General features: G+C 60.7%; 22 protein-coding genes and 1 pseudogene. 2 read left to right on the top strand and 21 right to left on the bottom strand.

The window, feature by feature from the left end; genetic code table 11:
* From ACW9JE_RS18295 to ccmA, 6 genes and pseudogenes are all read right to left on the bottom strand, one after another.
* Positions 1-214: pseudogene (locus ACW9JE_RS18295) on the bottom strand (heme lyase NrfEFG subunit NrfE); the annotation flags it as partial.
* A gap of 3 nt (positions 215-217) precedes the next feature.
* The gene (gene ccmE, locus ACW9JE_RS18290) at positions 218-673 is read right to left on the bottom strand and encodes a cytochrome c maturation protein CcmE (RefSeq protein ID WP_224533593.1); all 456 of its coding nucleotides are present in this window, start codon (positions 671-673) and stop codon (positions 218-220) included.
* A complete protein-coding gene (gene ccmD / locus ACW9JE_RS18285) occupies positions 670-846 on the bottom strand; it encodes a heme exporter protein CcmD (protein WP_008055370.1) in 177 nt (58 codons plus the stop codon). The genes ccmE and ccmD overlap by 4 nt, the downstream gene beginning before the upstream one ends.
* Positions 843-1598 carry a heme ABC transporter permease gene (locus ACW9JE_RS18280; RefSeq protein ID WP_224533594.1) on the bottom strand — a complete coding sequence of 252 codons (756 nt, stop codon included), beginning with the start codon at positions 1596-1598 and terminating at the stop codon, positions 843-845. Before ACW9JE_RS18280 ends, ccmD begins: the two co-directional genes overlap by 4 nt.
* A gap of 97 nt (positions 1599-1695) precedes the next feature.
* Entirely contained in the window at positions 1696-2364 is a 669-nt protein-coding gene (gene ccmB, locus ACW9JE_RS18275; protein WP_007980754.1) for a heme exporter protein CcmB, read from the bottom strand.
* The gene (gene ccmA, locus ACW9JE_RS18270) at positions 2361-2996 is read right to left on the bottom strand and encodes a cytochrome c biogenesis heme-transporting ATPase CcmA (RefSeq protein ID WP_224533595.1); all 636 of its coding nucleotides are present in this window, start codon (positions 2994-2996) and stop codon (positions 2361-2363) included. The genes ccmB and ccmA overlap by 4 nt, the downstream gene beginning before the upstream one ends.
* 198 nt (positions 2997-3194) lie before the next feature.
* On the opposite strand from ccmA, the gene fliK reads away from it, so the two are divergent.
* The gene (gene fliK, locus ACW9JE_RS18265; protein WP_457433525.1) at positions 3195-4769 is read left to right on the top strand and encodes a flagellar hook-length control protein FliK; all 1575 of its coding nucleotides are present in this window, start codon (positions 3195-3197) and stop codon (positions 4767-4769) included.
* Complete coding sequence (locus tag ACW9JE_RS18260; protein WP_224533597.1) at positions 4766-5095, top strand: EscU/YscU/HrcU family type III secretion system export apparatus switch protein; 330 nt, start codon at positions 4766-4768, stop codon at positions 5093-5095. The genes fliK and ACW9JE_RS18260 overlap by 4 nt, the downstream gene beginning before the upstream one ends.
* 29 nt (positions 5096-5124) lie before the next feature.
* On the opposite strand, the gene ACW9JE_RS18255 is transcribed toward ACW9JE_RS18260, so the two are convergent.
* The 15 genes from ACW9JE_RS18255 to flhA form a co-directional block, all read right to left on the bottom strand.
* Positions 5125-5520: a hypothetical protein gene (locus tag ACW9JE_RS18255; RefSeq protein ID WP_457433524.1), complete on the bottom strand. Its 396-nt coding sequence runs from the start codon at positions 5518-5520 to the stop codon at positions 5125-5127.
* A gap of 487 nt (positions 5521-6007) precedes the next feature.
* Complete coding sequence (locus ACW9JE_RS18250) at positions 6008-6403, bottom strand: DUF2802 domain-containing protein (protein ID WP_457433523.1); 396 nt, start codon at positions 6401-6403, stop codon at positions 6008-6010.
* On the bottom strand, positions 6404-6889 hold the full coding sequence (locus ACW9JE_RS18245) for a chemotaxis protein CheW (protein WP_007980742.1): 486 nt from the start codon (positions 6887-6889) through the stop codon (positions 6404-6406).
* A gap of 85 nt (positions 6890-6974) precedes the next feature.
* A complete protein-coding gene (locus ACW9JE_RS18240) occupies positions 6975-7925 on the bottom strand; it encodes a CheW domain-containing protein (protein ID WP_457433522.1) in 951 nt (316 codons plus the stop codon).
* Positions 7926-7955: 30 nt separating this feature from the next.
* Complete coding sequence (locus ACW9JE_RS18235) at positions 7956-8744, bottom strand: ParA family protein (RefSeq protein WP_224533600.1); 789 nt, start codon at positions 8742-8744, stop codon at positions 7956-7958.
* Positions 8745-8787: 43 nt separating this feature from the next.
* Positions 8788-9678: a flagellar motor protein MotD gene (motD, locus tag ACW9JE_RS18230; RefSeq protein WP_457433521.1), complete on the bottom strand. Its 891-nt coding sequence runs from the start codon at positions 9676-9678 to the stop codon at positions 8788-8790.
* A gap of 12 nt (positions 9679-9690) precedes the next feature.
* Positions 9691-10431, bottom strand: coding sequence for a flagellar motor protein (locus tag ACW9JE_RS18225; RefSeq protein ID WP_110964366.1), 741 nt, complete (start codon positions 10429-10431; stop codon positions 9691-9693).
* Positions 10431-11579: a protein-glutamate methylesterase/protein-glutamine glutaminase gene (locus ACW9JE_RS18220; protein ID WP_457433520.1), complete on the bottom strand. Its 1149-nt coding sequence runs from the start codon at positions 11577-11579 to the stop codon at positions 10431-10433. Before ACW9JE_RS18220 ends, ACW9JE_RS18225 begins: the two co-directional genes overlap by 1 nt.
* A gap of 49 nt (positions 11580-11628) precedes the next feature.
* Positions 11629-13908 carry a chemotaxis protein CheA gene (locus ACW9JE_RS18215; protein WP_457433519.1) on the bottom strand — a complete coding sequence of 760 codons (2280 nt, stop codon included), beginning with the start codon at positions 13906-13908 and terminating at the stop codon, positions 11629-11631.
* Between the two features lie 39 nt (positions 13909-13947).
* Positions 13948-14736 carry a protein phosphatase CheZ gene (locus ACW9JE_RS18210; protein WP_457433518.1) on the bottom strand — a complete coding sequence of 263 codons (789 nt, stop codon included), beginning with the start codon at positions 14734-14736 and terminating at the stop codon, positions 13948-13950.
* A gap of 19 nt (positions 14737-14755) precedes the next feature.
* On the bottom strand, positions 14756-15127 hold the full coding sequence (locus ACW9JE_RS18205; protein WP_003183998.1) for a chemotaxis response regulator CheY: 372 nt from the start codon (positions 15125-15127) through the stop codon (positions 14756-14758).
* 165 nt (positions 15128-15292) lie between these two features.
* Complete coding sequence (fliA, locus tag ACW9JE_RS18200) at positions 15293-16033, bottom strand: RNA polymerase sigma factor FliA (RefSeq protein WP_077045792.1); 741 nt, start codon at positions 16031-16033, stop codon at positions 15293-15295.
* Positions 16030-16860, bottom strand: a complete 831-nt coding sequence (gene fleN / locus ACW9JE_RS18195; protein WP_008001746.1) for a flagellar synthesis regulator FleN — start codon at positions 16858-16860, stop codon at positions 16030-16032. The genes fliA and fleN overlap by 4 nt, the downstream gene beginning before the upstream one ends.
* Before the next feature lie 116 nt (positions 16861-16976).
* The gene (flhF, locus tag ACW9JE_RS18190) at positions 16977-18302 is read right to left on the bottom strand and encodes a flagellar biosynthesis protein FlhF (RefSeq protein WP_224533604.1); all 1326 of its coding nucleotides are present in this window, start codon (positions 18300-18302) and stop codon (positions 16977-16979) included.
* Between the two features lie 12 nt (positions 18303-18314).
* Complete coding sequence (gene flhA / locus ACW9JE_RS18185; protein ID WP_224533605.1) at positions 18315-20444, bottom strand: flagellar biosynthesis protein FlhA; 2130 nt, start codon at positions 20442-20444, stop codon at positions 18315-18317.
* Positions 20445-20623: the final 179 nt, after the last annotated feature.

Raw genomic sequence — 20623 nt, 5'->3', positions numbered from 1 at the left:
TGAACGCGTAGGTCAGGACACCGAAGGCGAACAGCAGAAAGGCGAACTGGCCCCACGCGGCCGGCTGGGCCAGGCTCATCCACAAACGGTCACCGCGCCAGGCACCCAGCAGCGGTACCACGGCCTGAACCAGCGCGAAACACAGCGCCAGAATCATCGCCAAATGGCCCAACTCTGGAATGAAAAGACCGGAAACAAGAAGATCGGAATTCATCAATCAACCCTCCTTCGCTGGAGCAGGAGCGGACTGACCACTGTCCTTGAGCGCCTTGGTCACTTCCGGCGGCATGTACTTCTCGTCGTGCTTGGCCAGCACTTCGTCGGCCACCACCACGCCATCGGCGTTGAGCTTGCCCAGGGCAACGATGCCCTGCCCTTCGCGGAACAGATCCGGAAGGATGCCGCGATAGGTGATGGTCACGGATTTGTTGAAGTCGGTGACGATGAACTTCACGTCCAGCGAATCGCTGGAGCGTTGCAGCGAACCCTTCTCGACCATGCCGCCGGCGCGAATGCGCGTATCTTGCGGCGCTTCGCCATTGGCGATCTGGGTGGGCGTGTAAAACAGATTGATGTTTTGCTGCAGGGCGCTCAGGGCCAGGCCGACGGCAGCGCCGACCCCGACCAGAATCGCGAGAATGATGATAAGACGCTTTTTACGCAGCGGATTCACTTGCCGTTCTCCCGGCGCAGACGACGCGCCTCTTGTTGCAGATAACGCTTGCGGGCCAGGATCGGCGCCGCCACGTTGAGGGCCAGCACCGCCAGGCAGATGCCATAGGCCGACCAGACATACAGACCGTGATGGCCCATGGCGAGGAAATCGCCGAATGACGCAAAACTCATCGAACGACCTCCAGGCTGTTTTCCACTTCGGCCTTGACCCAACTGGCCCGCGCCTCGCGCTTGAGCACTTCCAGACGCATGCGCAGCAGCAGGACCGCGCCGAAGAAACAATAGAAACCCAACACCGTCAGCAGCAGCGGCAGCCACATTTCGGCGGGCATCGCCGGCTTTTCGGTCAGGGTGAAGGTCGCGCCCTGGTGCAGGGTGTTCCACCACTCCACCGAGTACTTGATGATCGGGATGTTGATCACGCCGACAATCGCCAGCACCGCGCAGGCCTTGGCCGCGCTGTCACGATTGCTGATGGCGTTGCCCAGCGCAATGACACCGAAGTACAGAAACAGCAGGATCAGCATGGACGTTAGTCGCGCATCCCAGACCCACCAAGAACCCCAGGTCGGTTTGCCCCAGATCGCGCCGGTGACCAACGCCACCGCGGTCATCCAGGCGCCGATGGGCGCCGCGCATTGCAGGGCGACGTCGGCCAGTTTCATTTTCCACACCAGCCCCACGACGCCGCACACCGCCAGCATCACATAGATGGACTGCGCCAGCATGGCGGCCGGAACGTGGATATAGATGATGCGAAAGCTGTTGCCCTGCTGATAGTCGGGCGGCGCGAAGGCCAGGCCCCAGACCACGCCAACGCCGATCAGCAGCAACGCTGCGATGCTCAGCCACGGCAGCATTTTGCCGCTGATGCCGTAGAACCACTTGGGTGAGCCGAGCTTATGAAACCAGGTCCAGTTCATTACTGTTTCCATCACGGTTGCCGCTCGCTTTCACGAGTCGGTCAAAGGGTCTGCCTTACTTCAAAAGAAGTGATCGAAAATTGATCAGACCTCATTATTATTCGCCGACGCTGATCTTCAGGCCAGCAGCTATTGCAAAGGGTGTCAGGGTTATCGCCAGGGCGGTCAGGCTGCCAAGCCACAACAGATAACCGGTCGCCGGCATGCCCTGCAAGGCCGCCTGCAAGGCGCCACTGCCGAGGATCAACACCGGGATGTACAACGGCAGAATCAGCAACGCCAGCAACAGGCCACCGCGCTTCAAACCGACGGTCAACGCCGCGCCCACCGCGCCGAGCAGGCTCAGCACCGGTGTACCGAGCAACAACGAAAGCAGCAACACCGGCAGACAGGCGGCGGGCAAACCGAGCATCAACGCCAGCAAGGGAGCGAGCAAAACCAGTGCCAGCCCGGAAAAAGCCCAGTGTGCCAGTACCTTTGCCAAAACCAGAAGAGCCAGGGGGTGCGGCGAAAGGACCCACTGTTCCAGCGATCCATCCTCGAAATCACTGCGGAAAAGCCCGTCCAGCGAGAGCAGGACCGATAAAAGCGCCGCCACCCAGACCAGGCCCGGAGACAAGGTTTGCAACAATTGAGACTCGGGGCCGACCGCCAGCGGGAACAGCGATACCACGATCGCGAAGAACACCAGCGGATTGGCCAGCTCCGCCGGACGACGGAACAGCAGACGGGCCTCACGGGCGACCAACAGGCCAAACACACTCATACGGCCCATTTCCCCAGATCGACGTCGCGATAACCGGCCGGCATCCGGCTCAGCGTGTGGTGAGTGGTCAAAACCACCATGCCGCCCCGTTCGCAGTGGCCGGCGAGGTGCTCCTCGAGCTGCGCCACGCCCTGCTTGTCCAGCGCGGTGAACGGCTCGTCGAGAATCCATAGCGGCGGGCTGTCCAGATACAGGCGCGCCAAGGCGACACGGCGCTGCTGGCCGGCGGACAGGGTATGACAGGGAACGTCTTCGAAACCACGCAATCCGACCGCCGCCAGGGCTTGCCAGATCGCATCATGGGAGGCCGGCTGATGCAGGGCGCACAGCCAGCTCAGGTTCTCTTCGGGGGTGAGCAAGTCCTTGATCCCCGCCGCGTGCCCGATCCACAACAGGTTGCGCGCCAGCTCCGCGCGCTGCTCGTGCAATGGCTGACCATTGAGCAGCACTTCACCGGCGGTCGGCTGCATCAATCCGGACAGCAGGCGCAACAGGCTGGTCTTGCCGCTGCCATTGGGGCCGCTGATTTGAATCATTTCGCCACTGGCCAGTCTCAAATCGAGATTTTCAAAAAGCAGCCGAAGGTCTCGCTCGCAGGCAAGGGCAACGGTTTGCAGGACAGGACTGGTCAAGGGTTCACGGGCCTTATACGGTTCAAGTCGGCTCTGACGCGGCCGTTAAAGAGATGCACAATAGTTGAATTGGCGGCCCGGGCGCGCGACCTGAGTCAAATAATTGCAATGTTTCGGGCAGCCTGTATACAACCGCGCGGCATTATACATGCCATTTCCTACTCCAAAGAGCGCATTTTCCCAAGGTTGTGACCGCGTATGACAGGCGAAATGAACATCCTCCCGCTACCGCAAACGCCTGCGGCGTCCACGCGTCCGCAGACGGTCAGTGGTGAATTGCTCAAGCTGCTGACGCCCATCGAGGGCCTGATCAACGCCGGTCAGACCGCCAAGGCCGAAGTGCTGTCGCTCAAGCAGGCGGACCAGACCTTTCAACTGCTGCTCAAGGTCACCCTCGACAGCGGTCGCCAGACCACGGTTTCGGCCACCAGCAACCAGCCGCTGGCCCAGGGCACCAGCATCACGGTGACCCAGCCTTCGGCCGGCAACCTGGCCATCACCGTGCAACAGGCCATCGCTTCCAGCGTCGCCACTCTCACCCGCCTCGACACCGCGCAACTGCCGGTGGGCACCCTGTTGCAGGGCAAAGTGCTGACCTCCCAGGTGCTGCCACAAGTGCCGGGGCAACCGACGGTGTTTCGCTCGATGGTGAGCCTGCTCAACACCGCCCTGAGCGGCAGCACCTTGAGCATCGACAGCCCGCAGCCCCTGCGCATCGGCACCCTGCTCAGCGCCCAGGTGCAGGACACCCAGACCCTGAAGTTCCTACCCTTGAGCAGTCGTCAGGAGCAATTGGCGGTGACTCAGCAACTGGCCAGCCAAACCAGCCGCCAGGGTTCGCTGGATGGCTTGCTCAAACTCCTGCAGAACCTGCCGCCCTCGAATCAGACCTCCAGCGACCTGCGCGTCGCCGTGGACAAACTGCTGGCCGGTCTGCCCGACGTACAGCAACTGAGTACGCCCAAGGGACTGCTTCAAGCGCTGGTCGGCAGCGGCGCGTTTCTTGAAACCAAGCTGCTGGGCGGTCAGAACCCGACACTGGCCCCGGACATGAAAGCCGATCTGCTCAAGCTGATCGCGCAACTGACGCCGAACCTGCCGACCAGCACCAACCTCAGTGCGATCATCGCCGCCAATACTTTGGCCCAGGCCATGCCGAGCTTCGTGCGCAACGCCCTCGGGATGCTCGGCCAGGTCAGCGCCAAACCCTCGCCCACCAGCTTCCCGCTGCCCGAGCGCCTGCTGCAAAGCGCCGAAGGCGAGGACGACCTCGAACACCTGCTGCGCCTGGCCGCCGCAGCGGTATCGCGCCTGCAAAGCCATCAGCTGTCGAGCTTGGAACAGACCGGCGTGACCAGCGACGGTCGCTTGGTGAGCACCTGGCAACTGGAAATCCCGATGCGCAACCTGCAGGACATCGTGCCCCTGCAGATCAAGTTCCAGCGCGAAGAAATCCCCGACCGGGAGCAACCCCAGGAACGTCGCGACGAACGCGAGCCCAAGCAGCAACTGTGGCGCGTCGAACTGGCATTCGATCTGGAACCCTTGGGTCCGATGCAGGTTCAGGCGCAATTGATCCGCGGCAGCCTGTCCAGCCAACTGTGGGCCGAACGCCCCTACACCGCCGACCTGATCGAAAACAACCTGGCCGCCCTGCGCCAGCGCCTGCTGGCCTCGGGCCTGAACGTCACCGATCTCGACTGCCACCAGGGCAAACCGCCCCAAGGCCCCCAAACCCGCCTCGAACAACGCTGGGTCGACGAAACCGCATGAACAACGCCAACGCCCCACGCCAGGCCATCGCCCTCCAATACGACGGCCACCACGCCCCCACCCTCACCGCCAAGGGCGACGAGGAATTGGCGGAAGAAATTCTGCGGATCGCCCGCGAATACGAAGTACCGATCTACGAAAACCCGGAACTGGTGCGATTGCTGGCGAGAATGGAATTGGGAGACAGCATTCCGGAAGAGCTGTACCGCACGATTGCCGAGATCATTGCGTTCGCGTGGAATCTGAAGGGCAAGTTCCCGGCAGGACAGGATCCGAATGCGCCGCGAGTGGAGAAGGATGTGACGGAGCGTGGGGATGATTATTAAGTAAATAGTATGCAGCACCGACGTCAGCGTTACGCCTTTGAATAAAATGCGCCCCTCAAAAACGGCTCTAATGCGACGAGCAAAAGTAACGGCGCCAATAAATAGCCAATACTGTTTTCCAACACCCGCCCATGTATTGAGGCCCATATAAATACACCCCAGTTGACCGCTATCAATATCGCGGCAGACGCATGAATAACAAAAAGCTTCAGTCTCAGCCTTGAAAACAACGACCTCATCCGGCCACAGGCATAGAGCACTACAAGCACAGTCAAAAGAGAAAAATAGACCCTATAACCAACCAATGCGATTGCGCTCAGAGACCCAATATACTTCCAGAAAACAGATGAAAGCCCCAGTAGCAGGTTCGCCAGCACCCCACTAAGCGCCCCAACAAAATGAATTCCTTTCCCAGCTATCAACATCCCCCTGTCCTCGTCACGTAGATATCAGCTTACGAAGATCAATCAAACATAAATTTGAGAGCACCTATAAAAAACCTAAACAATGGAAAATTCAACAACACAAAATAAGCACCGCCGCCCTCATTTGTAGGAAAACTCTCACCTAAACATGTAGGACAAATCACCTTACAGCTGTCTAGTTAAAGTCTCTCGTTGTAGGACTGATTTTTCATTGTGATGTAATTTTTGAATCACTCTGAAACAATCGAGATTGAGTTTCTCTTTTGTTGAGCTGACCAAAGAACAGTTCTGAAGTGGGTAGTTTCAAATGTATCGAAGGCGGACAAGGATGCGACAGAGCGGCAAGACGATTACTGACGTTCCGAACACCACCCTGTAGGAGCGAGCACGCTCGCGATGGACGCCAACGATAACGCTTGCAACCAGACACCCCGCGGTGTCCGTTCCTCCATCGCGAGCGTGCTCGCTCCTACAAGTGAGGGGTGGTTCAGGTGTTTTTGTGCAGCTTGCTCATCAGCTCCGCCTCGGCCTGGGTCAGGCCGCAGGACTGGGTGAGCTCGTCAACGCTGGCGCCCATGCCGACCAGTCGGGCCGCCTGGGCGAACGAGAGGCTGGTGGGATCGCGTTGTTCCAGCTGAGCCAGTCTGTCCGGCAGCGGCGCGACGATGGCACGCAGTTCGTGCAGATCCTCGCCCATGCGGACGCTGCCGTTCTGGTAGTTATCGACGCGTTTGCCCAGGTCCTTGATGCGCTGATCACGCAGCGCATCGCTCTCGGCCTGTTGCGCACCGATCTGCTTTTGACTGCGTATGTACGCCAGAAACATTGCCAGCGTGCCTGCCCAAAACAGGAACAGGACAATGACCGCTACCTCGAGAATCAATCAGATACTCTCCAGTTCCGACCATTCTTCTTCGCTCATCATCTTGTCCAGTTCGACAAGGATCAGCAGTTCGTTGTTCTTGTTGCACACGCCTTGAATGAACTTGGCGGATTCTTCGTTACCGACGTTCGGTGCGGTTTCGATTTCCGACTGACGCAGGTAAACCACTTCGGCCACGCTATCGACCATGATCCCGACAACTTGCTTGTCGGCTTCGATGATGACGATACGGGTGTTGTCGCTGATTTCGGCGTTCATCAGGCCGAAGCGCTGGCGGGTGTCGATCACGGTGACCACGTTGCCGCGCAGGTTGATGATGCCCAGCACGTAGCTTGGCGCACCCGGAACCGGAGCGATTTCGGTGTAGCGCAGGACTTCCTGAACACGCATCACGTTGATGCCGTAGGTTTCATTGTCCAGCTTGAAGGTCACCCATTGCAGGATCGGATCTTCGGAACCCTTTGCCGCCGTCGCCTTGTCATTCATAGCCTTTCCCCTCGAAAAACCGCTCTGGCGGTATGTGTACGGTGCTGCGGCATTCGAATGCCGTCGCCTGTTTGTCGTGCAGATTTCATTTCAATTTCTGGACCGGCTTGCTGCCGCCCATGTGCTTTGCCCCGCCGCTGGCGATCAACGCGGCCAGTTCGGAAACATCCAGCAGCGCGCACATGTGTTCGATCACTGTGCCGGCCAGCCACGGTCGTTGACCGCGATGGCTGCGCCATTTGATTTCATTCGGGTCCAGGCGCAACGAGCGGCTGACCTGGTGGACCGCCAGCCCCCATTCGTAGCCCTGGACCGAAATCACGTATTGCAGGCCCTGCTTGAAGTCGTCGCGATAGCGGTCCGGCATCACCCAGCGCGCGGTGTCGAGCACCTTCAGATTGCCGGCCTGGCTCGGCAGGATGCCCAGGAACCACTCCGGCTGACCGAACAGTGGCGTCAGGTCGTGACCGGCCAGCGGGTAGATCGAGCCCAGGCAGACCAGAGGCACCGCCAGGGTCAGACCTGCGACGTCGAACAGCAGGCATTCGAAAGGCTCGGCCGCCCAGCTCGGACGTCCATCGGTTTCCACCGGAGGCGGCGTATTGCTCGGCGGCAGGTGGACTTCGACCACCGGCGGGATCAGAGTTTGCGTCACCTCGATGACCGCTGGTTCCGGTACCTCGACGACGGGCTCCTGCGGCGGCGGAACCTCGACCGGTGGCGGCACCAGGGCTTTGAGCAACGGCGCGATGGTAGATATCGGGGCCATGACCGGCGGTGCAGCTTCCAGCACCGGAGCCTTCACCACCGGAGCTATCGGAGCCGGTGCAGCTGTAACTGTGGCTGCACGGGCATCACGGACCTGCTCTTCAAGCACCGCCGCCTGGAATTCGTCCAGCACGGTTTCAGATGCGGCCTCTTCGGGCAAAACCTCGACAGGCAGCACCAATTCCTCAGGCACATCCTCCAACAGGCTATCCAGATAAGACTGCAAAGCCAGTTGCGGACGCGACGTGATCTTCAACGGCCGGTTCATTGGCATGCCCCCAGACGGATCGGGTTCATCTCACGCCACCTGCGAAACAAGCTGCGCCGCCAGCAATTGCTTGAGCAGCGCACGGTAGGCGAGAACTCCACGGCTCTTGCCGTCGAATTGCGAAGGCGTCAGACCGGCACGGCTGGCGTCGCGCAAGCGCGTATCCACCGGGATGTAGCCCTGCCAGATCTCTTCAGGGAATTTGTCGCGCAACACCCGCAGCGTACCGAGGGACGCCTGGGTGCGGCGGTCGAACAGGGTCGGCACGATGGTGAACGGCAAGGTCTGCTTGCGCGAGCGATTGATCATCGTCAGCGTATTGACCATGCGCTCCAGGCCTTTGACGGCCAGGTGTTCGGTCTGCACCGGGATCACCAGCTGCTGGCTCGCCGCCAAGGCGTTGACCATCAGCACGCCGAGCAGCGGCGGGCTGTCGATGATCGCGTAATCGAAATCCTGCCACAGCTGCGCCAGGCTCTTGGCGATCACCAGGCCCAGGCCGCTCTGGCCCGGCGACTGACGTTCAAGGGTCGCCAGCGCCGTGCTCGATGGCAACAGCGAAATGCGTTCATCGCTGGTGGACAGCAGCAATTGCCCGGGCAGGCCCTGGGGCACGGTGCCCTTGTGCAGGAACAGGTCGTAGTTGCTGTGTTCCAGGCTGTCGGGGTCGTAACCGAAATAGCTGGTCATGGAGCCGTGGGGGTCGAGGTCGACCACGACCACGCGCTTGCCCGCCTCGGCCAGCAAACCGGCTAAAGCGATGGAGGAAGTGGTTTTACCGACACCACCCTTTTGATTGGCGACTGCCCAGACTCTCATTCGGAATGTTCCTCCCGGTCGAACGGATCGACCGAGAAATAGCTCAACGTGTTAATGCGGGTGACGGAGAATTGACGGAGCTCTCGCGTACCGGCGACTTGACCGGGGTCGGTGCAGTTTGTGTGCCAGCCCGCTTCAATGCCGCATCGGGAGTGGTATGAGCGGTACCTGTACCGGTCAGGCTGCGGCGTACGTCCAGGTTGCGCGACACCACCAGCACCACGCGCCGGTTGCGCGCCCGCCCCTCGGCCGTGGCGTTGTTAGCCACCGGCTGAAACTCGCCGTAACCCACCGACGCCAGACGACCGGGGTTGACTCCCTGCATCGCCAACATGCGCACGATGCTCGCCGAACGGGCCGACGACAGTTCCCAGTTGGTCGGGTACTGCGCGGTACGAATCGGCTGGTCGTCGGTGAAGCCTTCGACGTGGATCGGGTTGTCGAACGGCTTCAGGATCGCCGCGACCTTGTCGATGATGTTGAACGCGATGTCGCTGGGCATGGCATCGCCGCTGCCGAACAACAGGCTGGAATTGAGTTCGATCTCGACCCACAACTCGTTGCCGCGCACGGTCATCTGGTTGGAGCTGATCAGGTCACCGAACGCGGCGCTGATGTCATCGGCGATGCTCTTGAGCGGATCGCTGGCACCGGCAACCCCCGCGTCAACCTGATCGCTGTCCTTGACCAAAGGCTTGGCCGGGGTCACGGTCTTCGGTCGCTCATCACCGATGGGAATCGGCTTGAGGGCGCGATCGGTATCAGTGAATACACCGACCAACGCCTCGGAAATGATCTTGTACTTGCCCTCGTTGACCGAGGAAATGGAGTACATCACCACGAAAAATGCGAACAGCAAAGTGATGAAGTCGGCATAGGAAACCAGCCAACGCTCATGGTTTACATGCTCTTCATGCTGGCGACGACGGGCCATGAGGTTATTCCCTTAATCCATGAAGCCCTGAAGCTTCAACTCAATGGAGCGAGGGTTTTCACCTTCGGCGATCGACAGAATGCCTTCCAGCAACATTTCGCGATAACGCGACTGACGCAATGCGATGGATTTGAGTTTGGCGGCAATCGGCAGCAGCACCAGGTTGGCGCTGGCCACACCGTAGATGGTGGCAACGAAGGCCACGGCGATGCCATTGCCCAGTTGCGAAGGATCGCCGAGGTTGCCCATGACGTGAATCAGGCCCATCACCGCGCCGATGATCCCGATGGTCGGCGCGTAGCCGCCCATGCTCTCGAAGACCTTGGCCGCCTCGATGTCGCGGCTTTCCTGAGTGTAGAAATCCACTTCCAGAATGCTGCGGATGGCTTCCGGCTCGGCACCATCGACCAGCAGTTGCAGGCCCTTGCGCGAGTAGCTGTCAGGTTCGGTATCGGCCACGCCTTCAAGGCCCAGCAGGCCTTCCTTGCGGGCGGTCAGGCTCCAGTTGACGACGCGGTCGATACCGCCGGCCAGATCGACCCGCGGCGGAAACAGAATCCACGCCAGAATCTGCATGGCGCGCTTGAAGGCGCTCATCGGCGATTGCAGCAGCGCCGCGCCGATGGTCCCGCCCAATACGATCAATGCCGCCGGGCCGTTGGCCAGGGCGCCAAGGTGACCGCCTTCCAGGTAGTTGCCGCCGATGATGGCGACAAAGGCCATGATGATGCCGATAAGGCTGAGAACATCCATCAGATACAGGCCTCGACCAGGTGCTTGCCGATGTCGTCCAGGCTGTACACCGCGTCGGCGAGCTCGGCTTTGACGATGGCCATCGGCATGCCGTAGATCACGCAACTGGCCTCATCCTGGGCCCAGATCGAACTGCCGCCCTGCTTGAGCAGACGCGCGCCTTCGCGACCGTCGGCGCCCATGCCGGTCAGCACCACCGCCAGAACTTTGTCAACGTAGGATTTGGCTGCCGAACCGAAGGTGATGTCCACGCACGGCTTGTAGTTCAGACGCTCGTCGCCCGGCAGGATTTTCACCGCGCCACGGCCGTCGATCATCATTTGCTTGCCGCCAGGGGCCAGCAGCGCCAGGCCCGGACGCAGGATGTCGCCATCCTCGGCTTCCTTGACGGTGATGCGGCACAGCTTGTCCAGACGCTCGGCGAAAGCCTTGGTGAAGGCCGCCGGCATGTGCTGGATCAGCACGATCGGCGCCGGGAAGCTGGCCGGCAACTGGGTCAGGACCCGCTGCAGGGCAACCGGGCCGCCGGTGGAGGTACCGATGGCAACCAGTTTGTAGGCTTTGCGCTTGGGCGATGGCGATGCATGCGAGTGCGCAGGCGCCGGGGCAGGCGCTCGGGTCGGCACAGGTGACGGACGCGCAGGCGCGCTGCTGCCGTAGCTGCCAATGCTCGATGGCGCGGGCGCCGAGGTGGAAGTGTGCGAAGGGGCGGCCACTGGCGCCGGAGCACTGTAGCTGCTCAGGCGACGGTTACTGCGCGAGATGCTGTGGATCTTCTCGCACAGCAGTTGCTTGACCTTCTCGGGGTTGCGCGAGATGTCTTCGAAATTCTTCGGCAGGAAGTCCACCGCGCCGGCGTCCAGCGCATCCAGGGTTACCCGGGCGCCTTCGTGGGTCAGCGAGGAAAACATCAAGACCGGGGTCGGGCAGCGCTGCATGATATGCCGCACCGCCGTGATGCCATCCATCATCGGCATCTCGTAGTCCATGGTGATCACGTCCGGCTTGAGGGCCAGTGCCTGATCGATCGCCTCCTTTCCGTTGGTCGCCGTACCGACGACCTGGATATTGGAATCCGCTGAAAGAATTTCCGAGACGCGGCGGCGGAAAAACCCCGAATCATCCACCACCAGGACTTTAACTGCCATAAACACTCCGTTAGACGGAGCGAGGCTCTGTCGCCCCGCTCCACCAGAATCAAATACGCCGCGTGGCGTAACGCTTGAGCATGCTCGGTACATCGAGAATCAGCGCGATGCGACCGTCACCGGTGATGGTGGCGCCCGACATGCCCGGGGTTCCCTGGAGCATCTTGCCCAATGGCTTGATGACCACTTCTTCCTGGCCCACCAGTTGATCGACGACGAAGCCGATCCGCTGGGTGCCCACCGAAAGGATCACCACATGGCCCTCGCGCTGCTCTTCGTGAGCGGCGGAGCTGACCAGCCAGCGCTTGAGGTAGAACAATGGCAGCGCCTTGTCCCGCACGATCACCACTTCCTGGCCATCCACCACGTTGGTGGTCGAGAGGTCCAGGTGGAAGATTTCGTTGACGTTCACCAGCGGGAACGCGAACGCCTGGTTGCCGAGCATGACCATCAGCGTCGGCATGATTGCCAGGGTCAGCGGCACCTTGATGACGATCTTCGATCCCTGGCCCTTGGCCGAGAAGATGTTGATCGAGCCGTTGAGCTGGGAAATCTTGGTCTTCACCACGTCCATGCCCACGCCGCGGCCGGACACGTCGGAGATCTCGGTCTTGGTCGAGAAGCCCGGGGCGAAAATCAGGTTGTAGCACTCGGTGTCGCTCAGGCGCTCGGCCGCATCCTTGTCCATCACGCCACGTTTCACCGCGATGGAACGCAGGACGTTCGGGTCCATGCCCTTGCCGTCATCGGAGATCGACAACAGGATGTGGTCGCCTTCCTGCTCGGCGGCCAGGACCACCTTGCCGCCACGGGCCTTGCCCGAGGCTTCGCGTTCTTCCGGCGACTCGATGCCGTGGTCGACCGCGTTGCGCACCAAGTGCACCAGCGGATCGGCCAGGGCCTCGACCAGGTTTTTGTCCAGGTCGGTGTCTTCGCCGACCAGTTCCAGGTTGATCTCTTTCTTGAGCTGGCGAGCCAGGTCGCGAACCAGACGCGGGAAGCGCCCGAAGACCTTCTTTATCGGTTGCATCCGGGTCTTCATGACCGCGGTCTGCAGGTCCGCGGTGACCACGTCGAGGTTCGACACAGCCTTGGACATGGCTTCGTCGCCGCTGTTGAGGCCCAGGCGGACCAGGCGGTTACGCACCAGCACCAGCTCGCCGACCATGTTCATGATCTCGTCCAGACGCGCGGTGTCGACCCGCACGGTGGTCTCGGCTTCGCTGGCCGGCTTTTCAGGCGGTGGCGAGGCCGGGGCACGGGCTGGCGCCGGTGCGGCAGCGGCTGCTGGTGCAGGCGTTTCGGCTTTCGGCTCGGGCGCCTTGGCCGCAGGTTTCGGCGCTGCTGCCTTGGCTGCAGGCGTTGCCGCGGGAGCGCTGGTAGCAGCAGTAGCGGTGCCGGCTTTCGCCGCCACGTCGGTGAACTTGCCCTTGCCGTGCAAATCGTCGAGCAGTGCTTCGAATTCGTGATCGGTGATCAGGTCGCTACCGGCCGCCGCAGCGGTGGGCGCAGCAGGCGGCGTCGCCGAAGCGATGGCCGATTCCAGTGCTTCAACGGCAAAGTTGCCCTTGCCGTGCAGCTGATCGAGCAGTGCTTCGAACTCGTCATCGGTAATGTCGGAGCTGTCGCCTTCGGCTTTCGGCTCCTGGGGCGCGGCAGGCGTCGCTGGCAAGGAATTGACGGCGAACTGGCCTTTGCCGTGCAGTTGGTCGAGCAACGACTCGAACTCGGCATCGGTGATTTCGTCGCTGGCCGCTTCATCACCGGCGGCAGTCGGGGCAGGCGCTGGAGCAGCCGGCGCCTCGGCCTGCGCCTTGACAGCGTTGAGCGAGTCCAGCAGCTGTTCGAATTCACTGTCGGTGATGTCGGCCGATTCGCTTTCGGCGACAGGTTCTTCAACCACATCGGCTACAGGTGCAGCAGCGGCCTCGTCAGCGCTTTGCGGTTCGGCAAGGCGCGACAGGGCAGCGAGCAATTCGGGTGTGGCAGCCGTGATCGGGCTGCGGTCACGGACTTCGCCGAACATGCTGTTCACCGAGTCCAGTGCTTCGAGAACCACGTCCATCAGTTCCGAGTCGACGCGACGCTCACCCTTGCGCAGGATGTCGAACACGTTCTCGGCGATGTGACAGCACTCCACCAGCTCGTTGAGCTGAAGGAAGCCGGCGCCCCCTTTTACAGTGTGAAAACCGCGAAAAATTGCATTGAGCAGGTCCGCATCGTCCGGCCGGCTTTCCAGCTCGACCAGTTGCTCGGACAGTTGCTCTAGAATCTCGCCGGCCTCAACCAGGAAATCCTGAAGGATCTCTTCATCGGCGCCGAAGCTCATTAATGGTGTGCTCCTAACAGAACAGGTCTAAAAAAGAACCTAAAAACCAAGGCTGGATAACAAGTCGTCCACATCATCCTGACCGGATACAACGTCTTCTCTTTTATCGGCATGAATCTGCGGACCTTCACCCTGAGAGAGATGTTTTTGTGGATCTTTTTCTGCAAGCATCGCCGCACGGTCATGTTCGATACCCGCAAAGCGGTCTACCTGGCTGGCCATGAGCACGAGCTTGAGCAGGTTGCTTTCTACTTCGGTGACCAGTTGAGTCACACGTTTGATCACCTGGCCCGTGAGGTCCTGGTAATCCTGAGCCAGCAGAATGTCGTTGAGATTGCTCGACACCGTGCGGCCGTCTTCGCTGCTGCGCGCCAGGAAAGCGTCGACGCGCCGCGCCAGCTCGCGGAACTCTTCAGCCCCGACTTCGCGGCGCATGAAACGTCCCCAGTCCGTGCTCAGCACCTGGGCCTCTTCGCTCAGGCGGTTGACCACGGGCGTGGCGTTTTCAACAAGGTCCATGGTGCGATTGGCCGCGGCTTCGGTCAGCTTGACCACATACCCCAGACGCTCGGTGGCGTCGGTGATCTGCGACACTTCCTCGGCCTGCGGCATGTGCGGGTCGATCTGGAAATTGACGATCGCGCTGTGCAGCTCGCGGGTGAGCTTGCCCACTTCCTGATACAGGCCGCGGTCACGGGTCTGATTGAGCTCATGGATCAATTGCACAGCATCGCCGAATCGGCCTTTTTCAAGGCTCGCGACCAGTTCGACGGCGTGTTTTTTCAGGGTCGATTCAAAATCGCCCTGCGAAGATTCGTTATGTCCCATAGCTTCCCCGTGACGCCGATCAACCGATGCGTTCGAAAATCTTCTCGATTTTTTCTTTCAGCGCCTGAGCGGTGAAGGGTTTGACGACATAGCCGTTAACGCCGGCCTGGGCGGCTTCGATGATCTGCTCGCGCTTGGCTTCGGCAGTCACCATCAGTACCGGCAGGTGCTTGAGTTTTTCATCGGCGCGCACGTGGCGCAGCAGATCGATACCGGTCATGCCGGGCATGTTCCAGTCAGTCACCAGAAAGTCGATGCTCCCGCTGTTGAGGACCGGAATGGCGGTAGTGCCATCGTCGGCCTCGACCGTGTTGGTGAACCCAAGGTCACGCAACAGGTTTTTAATGATCCGCCGCATCGTTGAGAAGTCATCAACGATGAGGATTTTCATGTTCTTGTCCAATTCGACCTCCAAGCAGACTTAAACGCGCCCAGCACCTGGACGCGCCATTTCAATCAATCTGGCAAACACTCGATGACTGTCGGGGATACAACGGATCGAGACCGGCGAGGTTCATCACCCCACCAGCCAACTCGCAGTGCCCCCACACTGCCTTCAGCGCGCTCGCCACTCTCCTAAACGCCCCCGCAAACGGGCCGCGCACTGGCTGTGTAACTGGCTGACCCGAGACTCGCTGACTCCCAGGACTTCTCCGATTTCCTTGAGATTCAACTCTTCGTCGTAGTACAGCGCCAACACCAGTCGCTCACGCTCCGGCAAATTGGCAATCGCATCCGCCAGCGCCGCCTGGAAGCGTTCATCTTCCAGATCGCGTGACGGCTCGAGATGAGCACTGGCGCCATCCTCGTGCAGCCCTTCGTGTTCGCCGTCCTGCAACAGGTCGTCGAAACTGAATAAACGGCTACCCAGGGTGTCGTTCAGAATTGCGTAGTAATCATCGAGACTCAACTGGAGTTCGGCAGCAACCTCGTGATCTTTAGCGTCACGTCCGGTTTTAGCTTCAATCGCGCGAATGGCATCGCTGACCATCCGGGTATTGCGATGGACCGAACGTGGTGCCCAGTCCCCTTTGCGTACCTCGTCGAGCATGGCCCCGCGGATGCGGATGCCGGCGTAGGTTTCGAAACTCGCGCCCTTGCTGGCGTCGTATTTGGTCGAAACTTCAAGCAGGCCGATCATGCCGGCCTGGATCAGGTCTTCGACCTGCACACTGGCCGGCAAACGCGCCAGCAAGTGGTAGGCAATGCGTTTGACCAGTGGCGCGTAACGCTCGATCAGCTCGTACTGCGCGTCACGCGCCGACTTTTTGTAAAGGTTGTAGCCGCTGGCTGTCATAGCACGGGTCCTGCCGTTTGTTGCACGAGGCGCTCGACGAAAAACTCCAGATGGCCACGTGGGTTCGCAGGCAGCGGCCAGGTATCGACCTTCTGCGCGATGGCCTTGAACGCCAGCGAACACTTGGAACGCGGGAAAGCTTCGTAGACCGCGCGCTGCTTCTGCACGGCCTTGCGCACGCTTTCGTCGTACGGCACGGCGCCGACGTATTGCAGGGCGACGTCGAGGAAACGGTCGGTCACCTTGGTCAGCTTGGCGAACAGGTTGCGCCCTTCCTGCGGGCTCTGGGCCATGTTGGCCAGCACGCGGAAACGGTTCATGCCGTAGTCGCGGTTAAGCAGCTTGATCAGGGCGTAGGCGTCGGTGATGGAGGTCGGCTCGTCGCAGACCACCAGCAACACTTCCTGTGCGGCGCGCACAAAACTGACTACCGAGTCACCGATACCCGCAGCGGTGTCGATCACCAGCACATCGAGGTTGTCGCCGATGTCGCTGAAAGCCTGGATCAGGCCGGCGTGTTGGGCCGGGCTCAGATGGACCATGCTCTGGGTCCCGGACGCAGCCGGAACGATGCGGATGCCGCCAGGCCCCTGCAACAGGACGTCGCGCAGCTCGCAGCGGCCTTCGATCACGTCGGCCAGGGTACGTTTGGGGGTCAGGCCCAGCAGAACGTCGACGTTCGCCAGCCCCAGGTCGGCGTCGAGCAACATGACACGACGGCCAAGCTCTGCCAAAGCCAGGGACAAGTTCACTGACACGTTAGTTTTCCCGACGCCACCTTTGCCGCCGGTCACCGCGATCACCTGTACGGGATGCATGCTGCCCATGTTATTTCTTTACCTTGTCTTGCATAGACGGAGGCCACATTACTGGCTGCGCGTTCACAACCGGAACAATGCGTGGCAGACCATCGATGTAGGTACAAAAACTATTCATTTTTACCTCAGCCTACCTGCTTGGTCGGGCTGTGGTAGATATCAGCGAACATGTCGGCCATGGCTTCTTCGCTGGGCTCTTCCTGCATTTGCACGCTGACGGCGCGACTGACCAGTTGATGACGGCGCGGCAGATGCAAATCATCCGGAATCCGCGGGCCATCGGTCAGGTAGGCCACCGGCAATTCATGGCTGATGGCAAGGCTCAACACCTCGCCCAGACTGGCGGTTTCATCCAGTTTAGTCAGGATGCAGCCCGCCAGCCCGCAGCGCTTGTAACTGTGGTAGGCAGCCGTTAGAACCTGCTTCTGGCTGGTGGTTGCCAGAACCAGATAATTTTTCGACCGAATGCCGCGTCCGGCCAGGCTTTCAAGCTGCATGCGCAGCGCTGGATCGCTGGCCTGAAGGCCTGCGGTGTCGATCAGCACCACGCGCTTGCGCAGCAGTGGATCCAGCGCCTGAACCAGCGATTGACCCGGATCGACGTGGGTTACCGACACGTTGAGAATCCGACCGAGGGTCTTCAACTGCTCCTGGGCACCGATACGATAGCTGTCCATGCTCACCAGCGCGATGTTCTGCGCGCCGTACTTGAGTACGTAGCGGGCAGCCAGCTTGGCCAGGGTGGTGGTCTTGCCCATGCCGGCAGGGCCGACCATGGCAATCACTCCGCCCTCTTCCAGCGGCTCGATTTCCGGTGTGGCGATCATGCGTGCCAGATGCGCCAGCAACATGCGCCAGGCCTGACGGGGTTCTTCGATGTCGGTGATCATCGCCAGCAGGTCGCGGGAAAGCGGACCGGAGAGGCCGATGCGTTGCAGGCGGCGCCACAGGTTGGCCTGATCCGGACGGCGGCCTTGCAGCTGATTCCACGCCAGCGAACCCAGTTGTACTTCCAGCAGCTCGCGCAGACCGTTGAGTTCCGAACGCATCGAGTCGAATGCACGCTGGTCGATCGCCGGCGCCGCGGCAGGCGCAGGCGCCGCACGACGTGGCTCGGCATAGGTCGGCTCGATCAGCGGCTCTGCCGCAGTCAGCGGCAGACCGGCGAACAATTGGCGATTGACCGCATTGTCGCTCTCGCCTTCGCTGCGCAGGCTCAATTCGGCCTGGGCGGTGACGATCCGCGACTGGGTCTTGCGCAGCTCGTCTTCGAGTTCCATGTTCGGAACCCGAGGAGCCAGCGCCGACAGCTTGTAATCCAGGGCAGCTGTCAGCTCGACACCACCGGCAATCCGGCGGTTGCCGATAATGGCGGCTTCAGCGCCCAGCTCATCACGAACCAGCTTCATGGCCTGACGCATATCGGCGGCGAAAAAACGCTTAACTTGCATGAATCACTACCCTCAGCCGTTGGGCCCTACTGTCGCAACGATGGTCACTTGCTTGTTGTCCGGAATTTCCTGGTAGGCCAATACATGGATGCCCGGCACTGCCAGCCGGCCAAAACGCGAGAGCATCGCGCGAACCGGACCGGCCACCAGCAGAATCACCGGCTGACCTTGCATCTCCTGCCGCTGTGCTGCTTCGATCAACGAACGTTGCAGCTTCTCAGCCATGCTTGGCTCAAGCAGAACGCCCTCTTCCGAGCCTTGTCCTGCCTTCTGCAGACTATTGAGCAAAATCTGTTCCAACCTTGGCTCCAGCGTGATCACTGGCAGCTCCGAGTCAGTGCCTACAATGCTTTGCACGATTGCGCGGGATACGCCGACGCGAACCGCGGCCACCAATGCGGCGGTATCTTGACTCTTGGAAGCGTTGTTCGCGATGGCTTCGGCGATGCTGCGAATGTCGCGAACCGGCACCTGTTCGGCCAGCAACGCCTGCAGAACCTTGAGCAGTTGCGACAGCGACAACACGCCCGGTACCAGTTCTTCGGCCAGTTTCGGCGAATTTTTCGCCAGCAGTTGCATCAACTGCTGCACTTCCTCGTGGCCAATCAGCTCGCTGGAGTGTTTGTACAGAATCTGGTTCAGGTGAGTCGCCACTACCGTACTGGCATCGACCACGGTGTAGCCCAGCGATTGCGCCTGGGCACGCTGGCTGATTTCGATCCACACCGCCTCCAGCCCGAAAGCCGGATCTTTGGCGGTGATGCCGTTGAGCGTGCCGTAGACCTGCCCCGGGTTGATCGCCAGTTCGCGATCCGGATAGATCTCGGCTTCGGCCAGAATCACCCCCATCAGGGTCAAGCGATAGGCGCTTGGCGCCAGGTCGAGGTTGTCGCGAATGTGCACGGTCGGCATCAGGAAGCCCAGGTCCTGGGACAGCTTCTTGCGCACGCCCTTGATCCGCGCCAGCAACTGACCACCCTGATTGCGGTCCACCAGCGGAATCAGGCGGTAGCCCACTTCCAGGCCGATCATGTCGATCGGCGTCACGTCATCCCAGCCCAGCTCCTTGGTTTCCTGGGCGCGGGCCGGCGATGGCAGCAGTTCCTGCTGACGCTTGACCTCTTCCAGCGCCTGCACCTTGACCTGGTTCTGCTTTTTCCAGAACAGGTAAGCGCCGCCGGCCGCCAGGGCCGCCATGCTGAGGAAGGAGATGTGCGGCATGCCGGGCACCAGGCCCATCACTGCCATCAAACCCGCCGCCACGGCCAACGCCTTGGGCGAGGCGAACATCTGACGATTGATCTGTTTGCCCATGTCTTCCGATCCGGAAGCACGGGTCACCATGATGGCTGCTGCTGTAGATAACAACAGTGATGGCAATTGCGCCACCAAACCGTCACCAATGGTCAAAAGCGCGTACACCCTGCCGGCGTCACCGAAGGTCATGTTGTGCTGGAAGATACCGACCGCCATACCGCCGATCAGGTTGATGAACAGAATCAGCAGGCCGGCGATGGCGTCACCGCGAACGAATTTGCTGGCACCGTCCATGGAGCCATAGAACTCGGCTTCCTGGGCGACTTCAGCACGACGGGCCTTGGCCTGGTTCTGATCGATGAGACCTGCGTTGAGGTCGGCGTCGATCGCCATCTGTTTGCCGGGCATCGCATCGAGGGTGAAACGCGCGCTCACCTCGGAAATACGCCCGGCACCCTTGGTCACCACGACGAAGTTGATGATCATCAGGATCGCGAAGACCACGATACCGACCACGTAGTTACCGCCGATCACCACTTCACCGAAGGCCTGGATCACCTTACCGGCGGCGGCGTGACCGTCTTGGCCGTGGAGCATCACCACCCGGGTGGAAGCCACGTTCAGCGCCAGTCGCAACAGGGTCGCCACCAGCAGAATGGTCGGGAACACCGCGAAGTCCAGCGGCCGCAGCGCGTACACGCAGACCAGCAGCACGACAATCGACAAGGCGATGTTAAAGGTGAAGAACACGTCCAGCAGGAACGGCGGCACCGGCAGCATCATCATCGCCAGCATGACCAGCAACAGCAACGGCACACCCAGATTGCCGCGACTGAGCTCTGCCACGTTGCTGCGAGCACTGCTGATTAATTGAGACCGATCCACCGAAATACCCCGTGACGTGAAGCAAACTTTTGACGCCGGAAACAGGCGCACGGGGGTTATTGCAAAAAGCTTTCCAACTTTTGCATGGACAGGGAATTGGGGGATTTCAGGGGATTTTTTGTTGTTCGCAAATGTTTTTCGCGGGCAAGCCTCGCTCCTACAGAATCCGATTAGCTGTA

It is taken from the genome of Pseudomonas sp. SDO55104_S430, from assembly GCF_054070595.1.
This window is presented reverse-complemented; position numbering and strand designations above follow the sequence as displayed.

What these genes read in the sequence shown, in the direction of transcription:
- fliK (WP_457433525.1), top strand. Translation starts at nt 3,195, where the DNA reads ATGACAGGCGAAATGAACATCCTCCCGCTACCGCAAACGCCTGCGGCG.
- ACW9JE_RS18225 (WP_110964366.1), bottom strand. Translation starts at nt 10,431, where the DNA reads ATGGATGTTCTCAGCCTTATCGGCATCATCATGGCCTTTGTCGCCATC.
- motD (WP_457433521.1), bottom strand. Translation starts at nt 9,678, where the DNA reads ATGGCCCGTCGTCGCCAGCATGAAGAGCATGTAAACCATGAGCGTTGG.
- ccmD (WP_008055370.1), bottom strand. Translation starts at nt 846, where the DNA reads ATGAGTTTTGCGTCATTCGGCGATTTCCTCGCCATGGGCCATCACGGT.
- ACW9JE_RS18255 (WP_457433524.1), bottom strand. Translation starts at nt 5,520, where the DNA reads ATGTTGATAGCTGGGAAAGGAATTCATTTTGTTGGGGCGCTTAGTGGG.
- flhF (WP_224533604.1), bottom strand. Translation starts at nt 18,302, where the DNA reads ATGCAAGTTAAGCGTTTTTTCGCCGCCGATATGCGTCAGGCCATGAAG.
- ACW9JE_RS18235 (WP_224533600.1), bottom strand. Translation starts at nt 8,744, where the DNA reads ATGAGAGTCTGGGCAGTCGCCAATCAAAAGGGTGGTGTCGGTAAAACC.
- ACW9JE_RS18210 (WP_457433518.1), bottom strand. Translation starts at nt 14,736, where the DNA reads ATGGGACATAACGAATCTTCGCAGGGCGATTTTGAATCGACCCTGAAA.
- ACW9JE_RS18205 (WP_003183998.1), bottom strand. Translation starts at nt 15,127, where the DNA reads ATGAAAATCCTCATCGTTGATGACTTCTCAACGATGCGGCGGATCATT.
- ACW9JE_RS18215 (WP_457433519.1), bottom strand. Translation starts at nt 13,908, where the DNA reads ATGAGCTTCGGCGCCGATGAAGAGATCCTTCAGGATTTCCTGGTTGAG.
- ACW9JE_RS18220 (WP_457433520.1), bottom strand. Translation starts at nt 11,579, where the DNA reads ATGGCAGTTAAAGTCCTGGTGGTGGATGATTCGGGGTTTTTCCGCCGC.
- ACW9JE_RS18260 (WP_224533597.1), top strand. Translation starts at nt 4,766, where the DNA reads ATGAACAACGCCAACGCCCCACGCCAGGCCATCGCCCTCCAATACGAC.
- ACW9JE_RS18240 (WP_457433522.1), bottom strand. Translation starts at nt 7,925, where the DNA reads ATGAACCGGCCGTTGAAGATCACGTCGCGTCCGCAACTGGCTTTGCAG.
- ACW9JE_RS18280 (WP_224533594.1), bottom strand. Translation starts at nt 1,598, where the DNA reads ATGAACTGGACCTGGTTTCATAAGCTCGGCTCACCCAAGTGGTTCTAC.
- ccmB (WP_007980754.1), bottom strand. Translation starts at nt 2,364, where the DNA reads ATGAGTGTGTTTGGCCTGTTGGTCGCCCGTGAGGCCCGTCTGCTGTTC.
- fliA (WP_077045792.1), bottom strand. Translation starts at nt 16,033, where the DNA reads ATGACAGCCAGCGGCTACAACCTTTACAAAAAGTCGGCGCGTGACGCG.
- fleN (WP_008001746.1), bottom strand. Translation starts at nt 16,860, where the DNA reads ATGGGCAGCATGCATCCCGTACAGGTGATCGCGGTGACCGGCGGCAAA.
- ACW9JE_RS18245 (WP_007980742.1), bottom strand. Translation starts at nt 6,889, where the DNA reads ATGAATGACAAGGCGACGGCGGCAAAGGGTTCCGAAGATCCGATCCTG.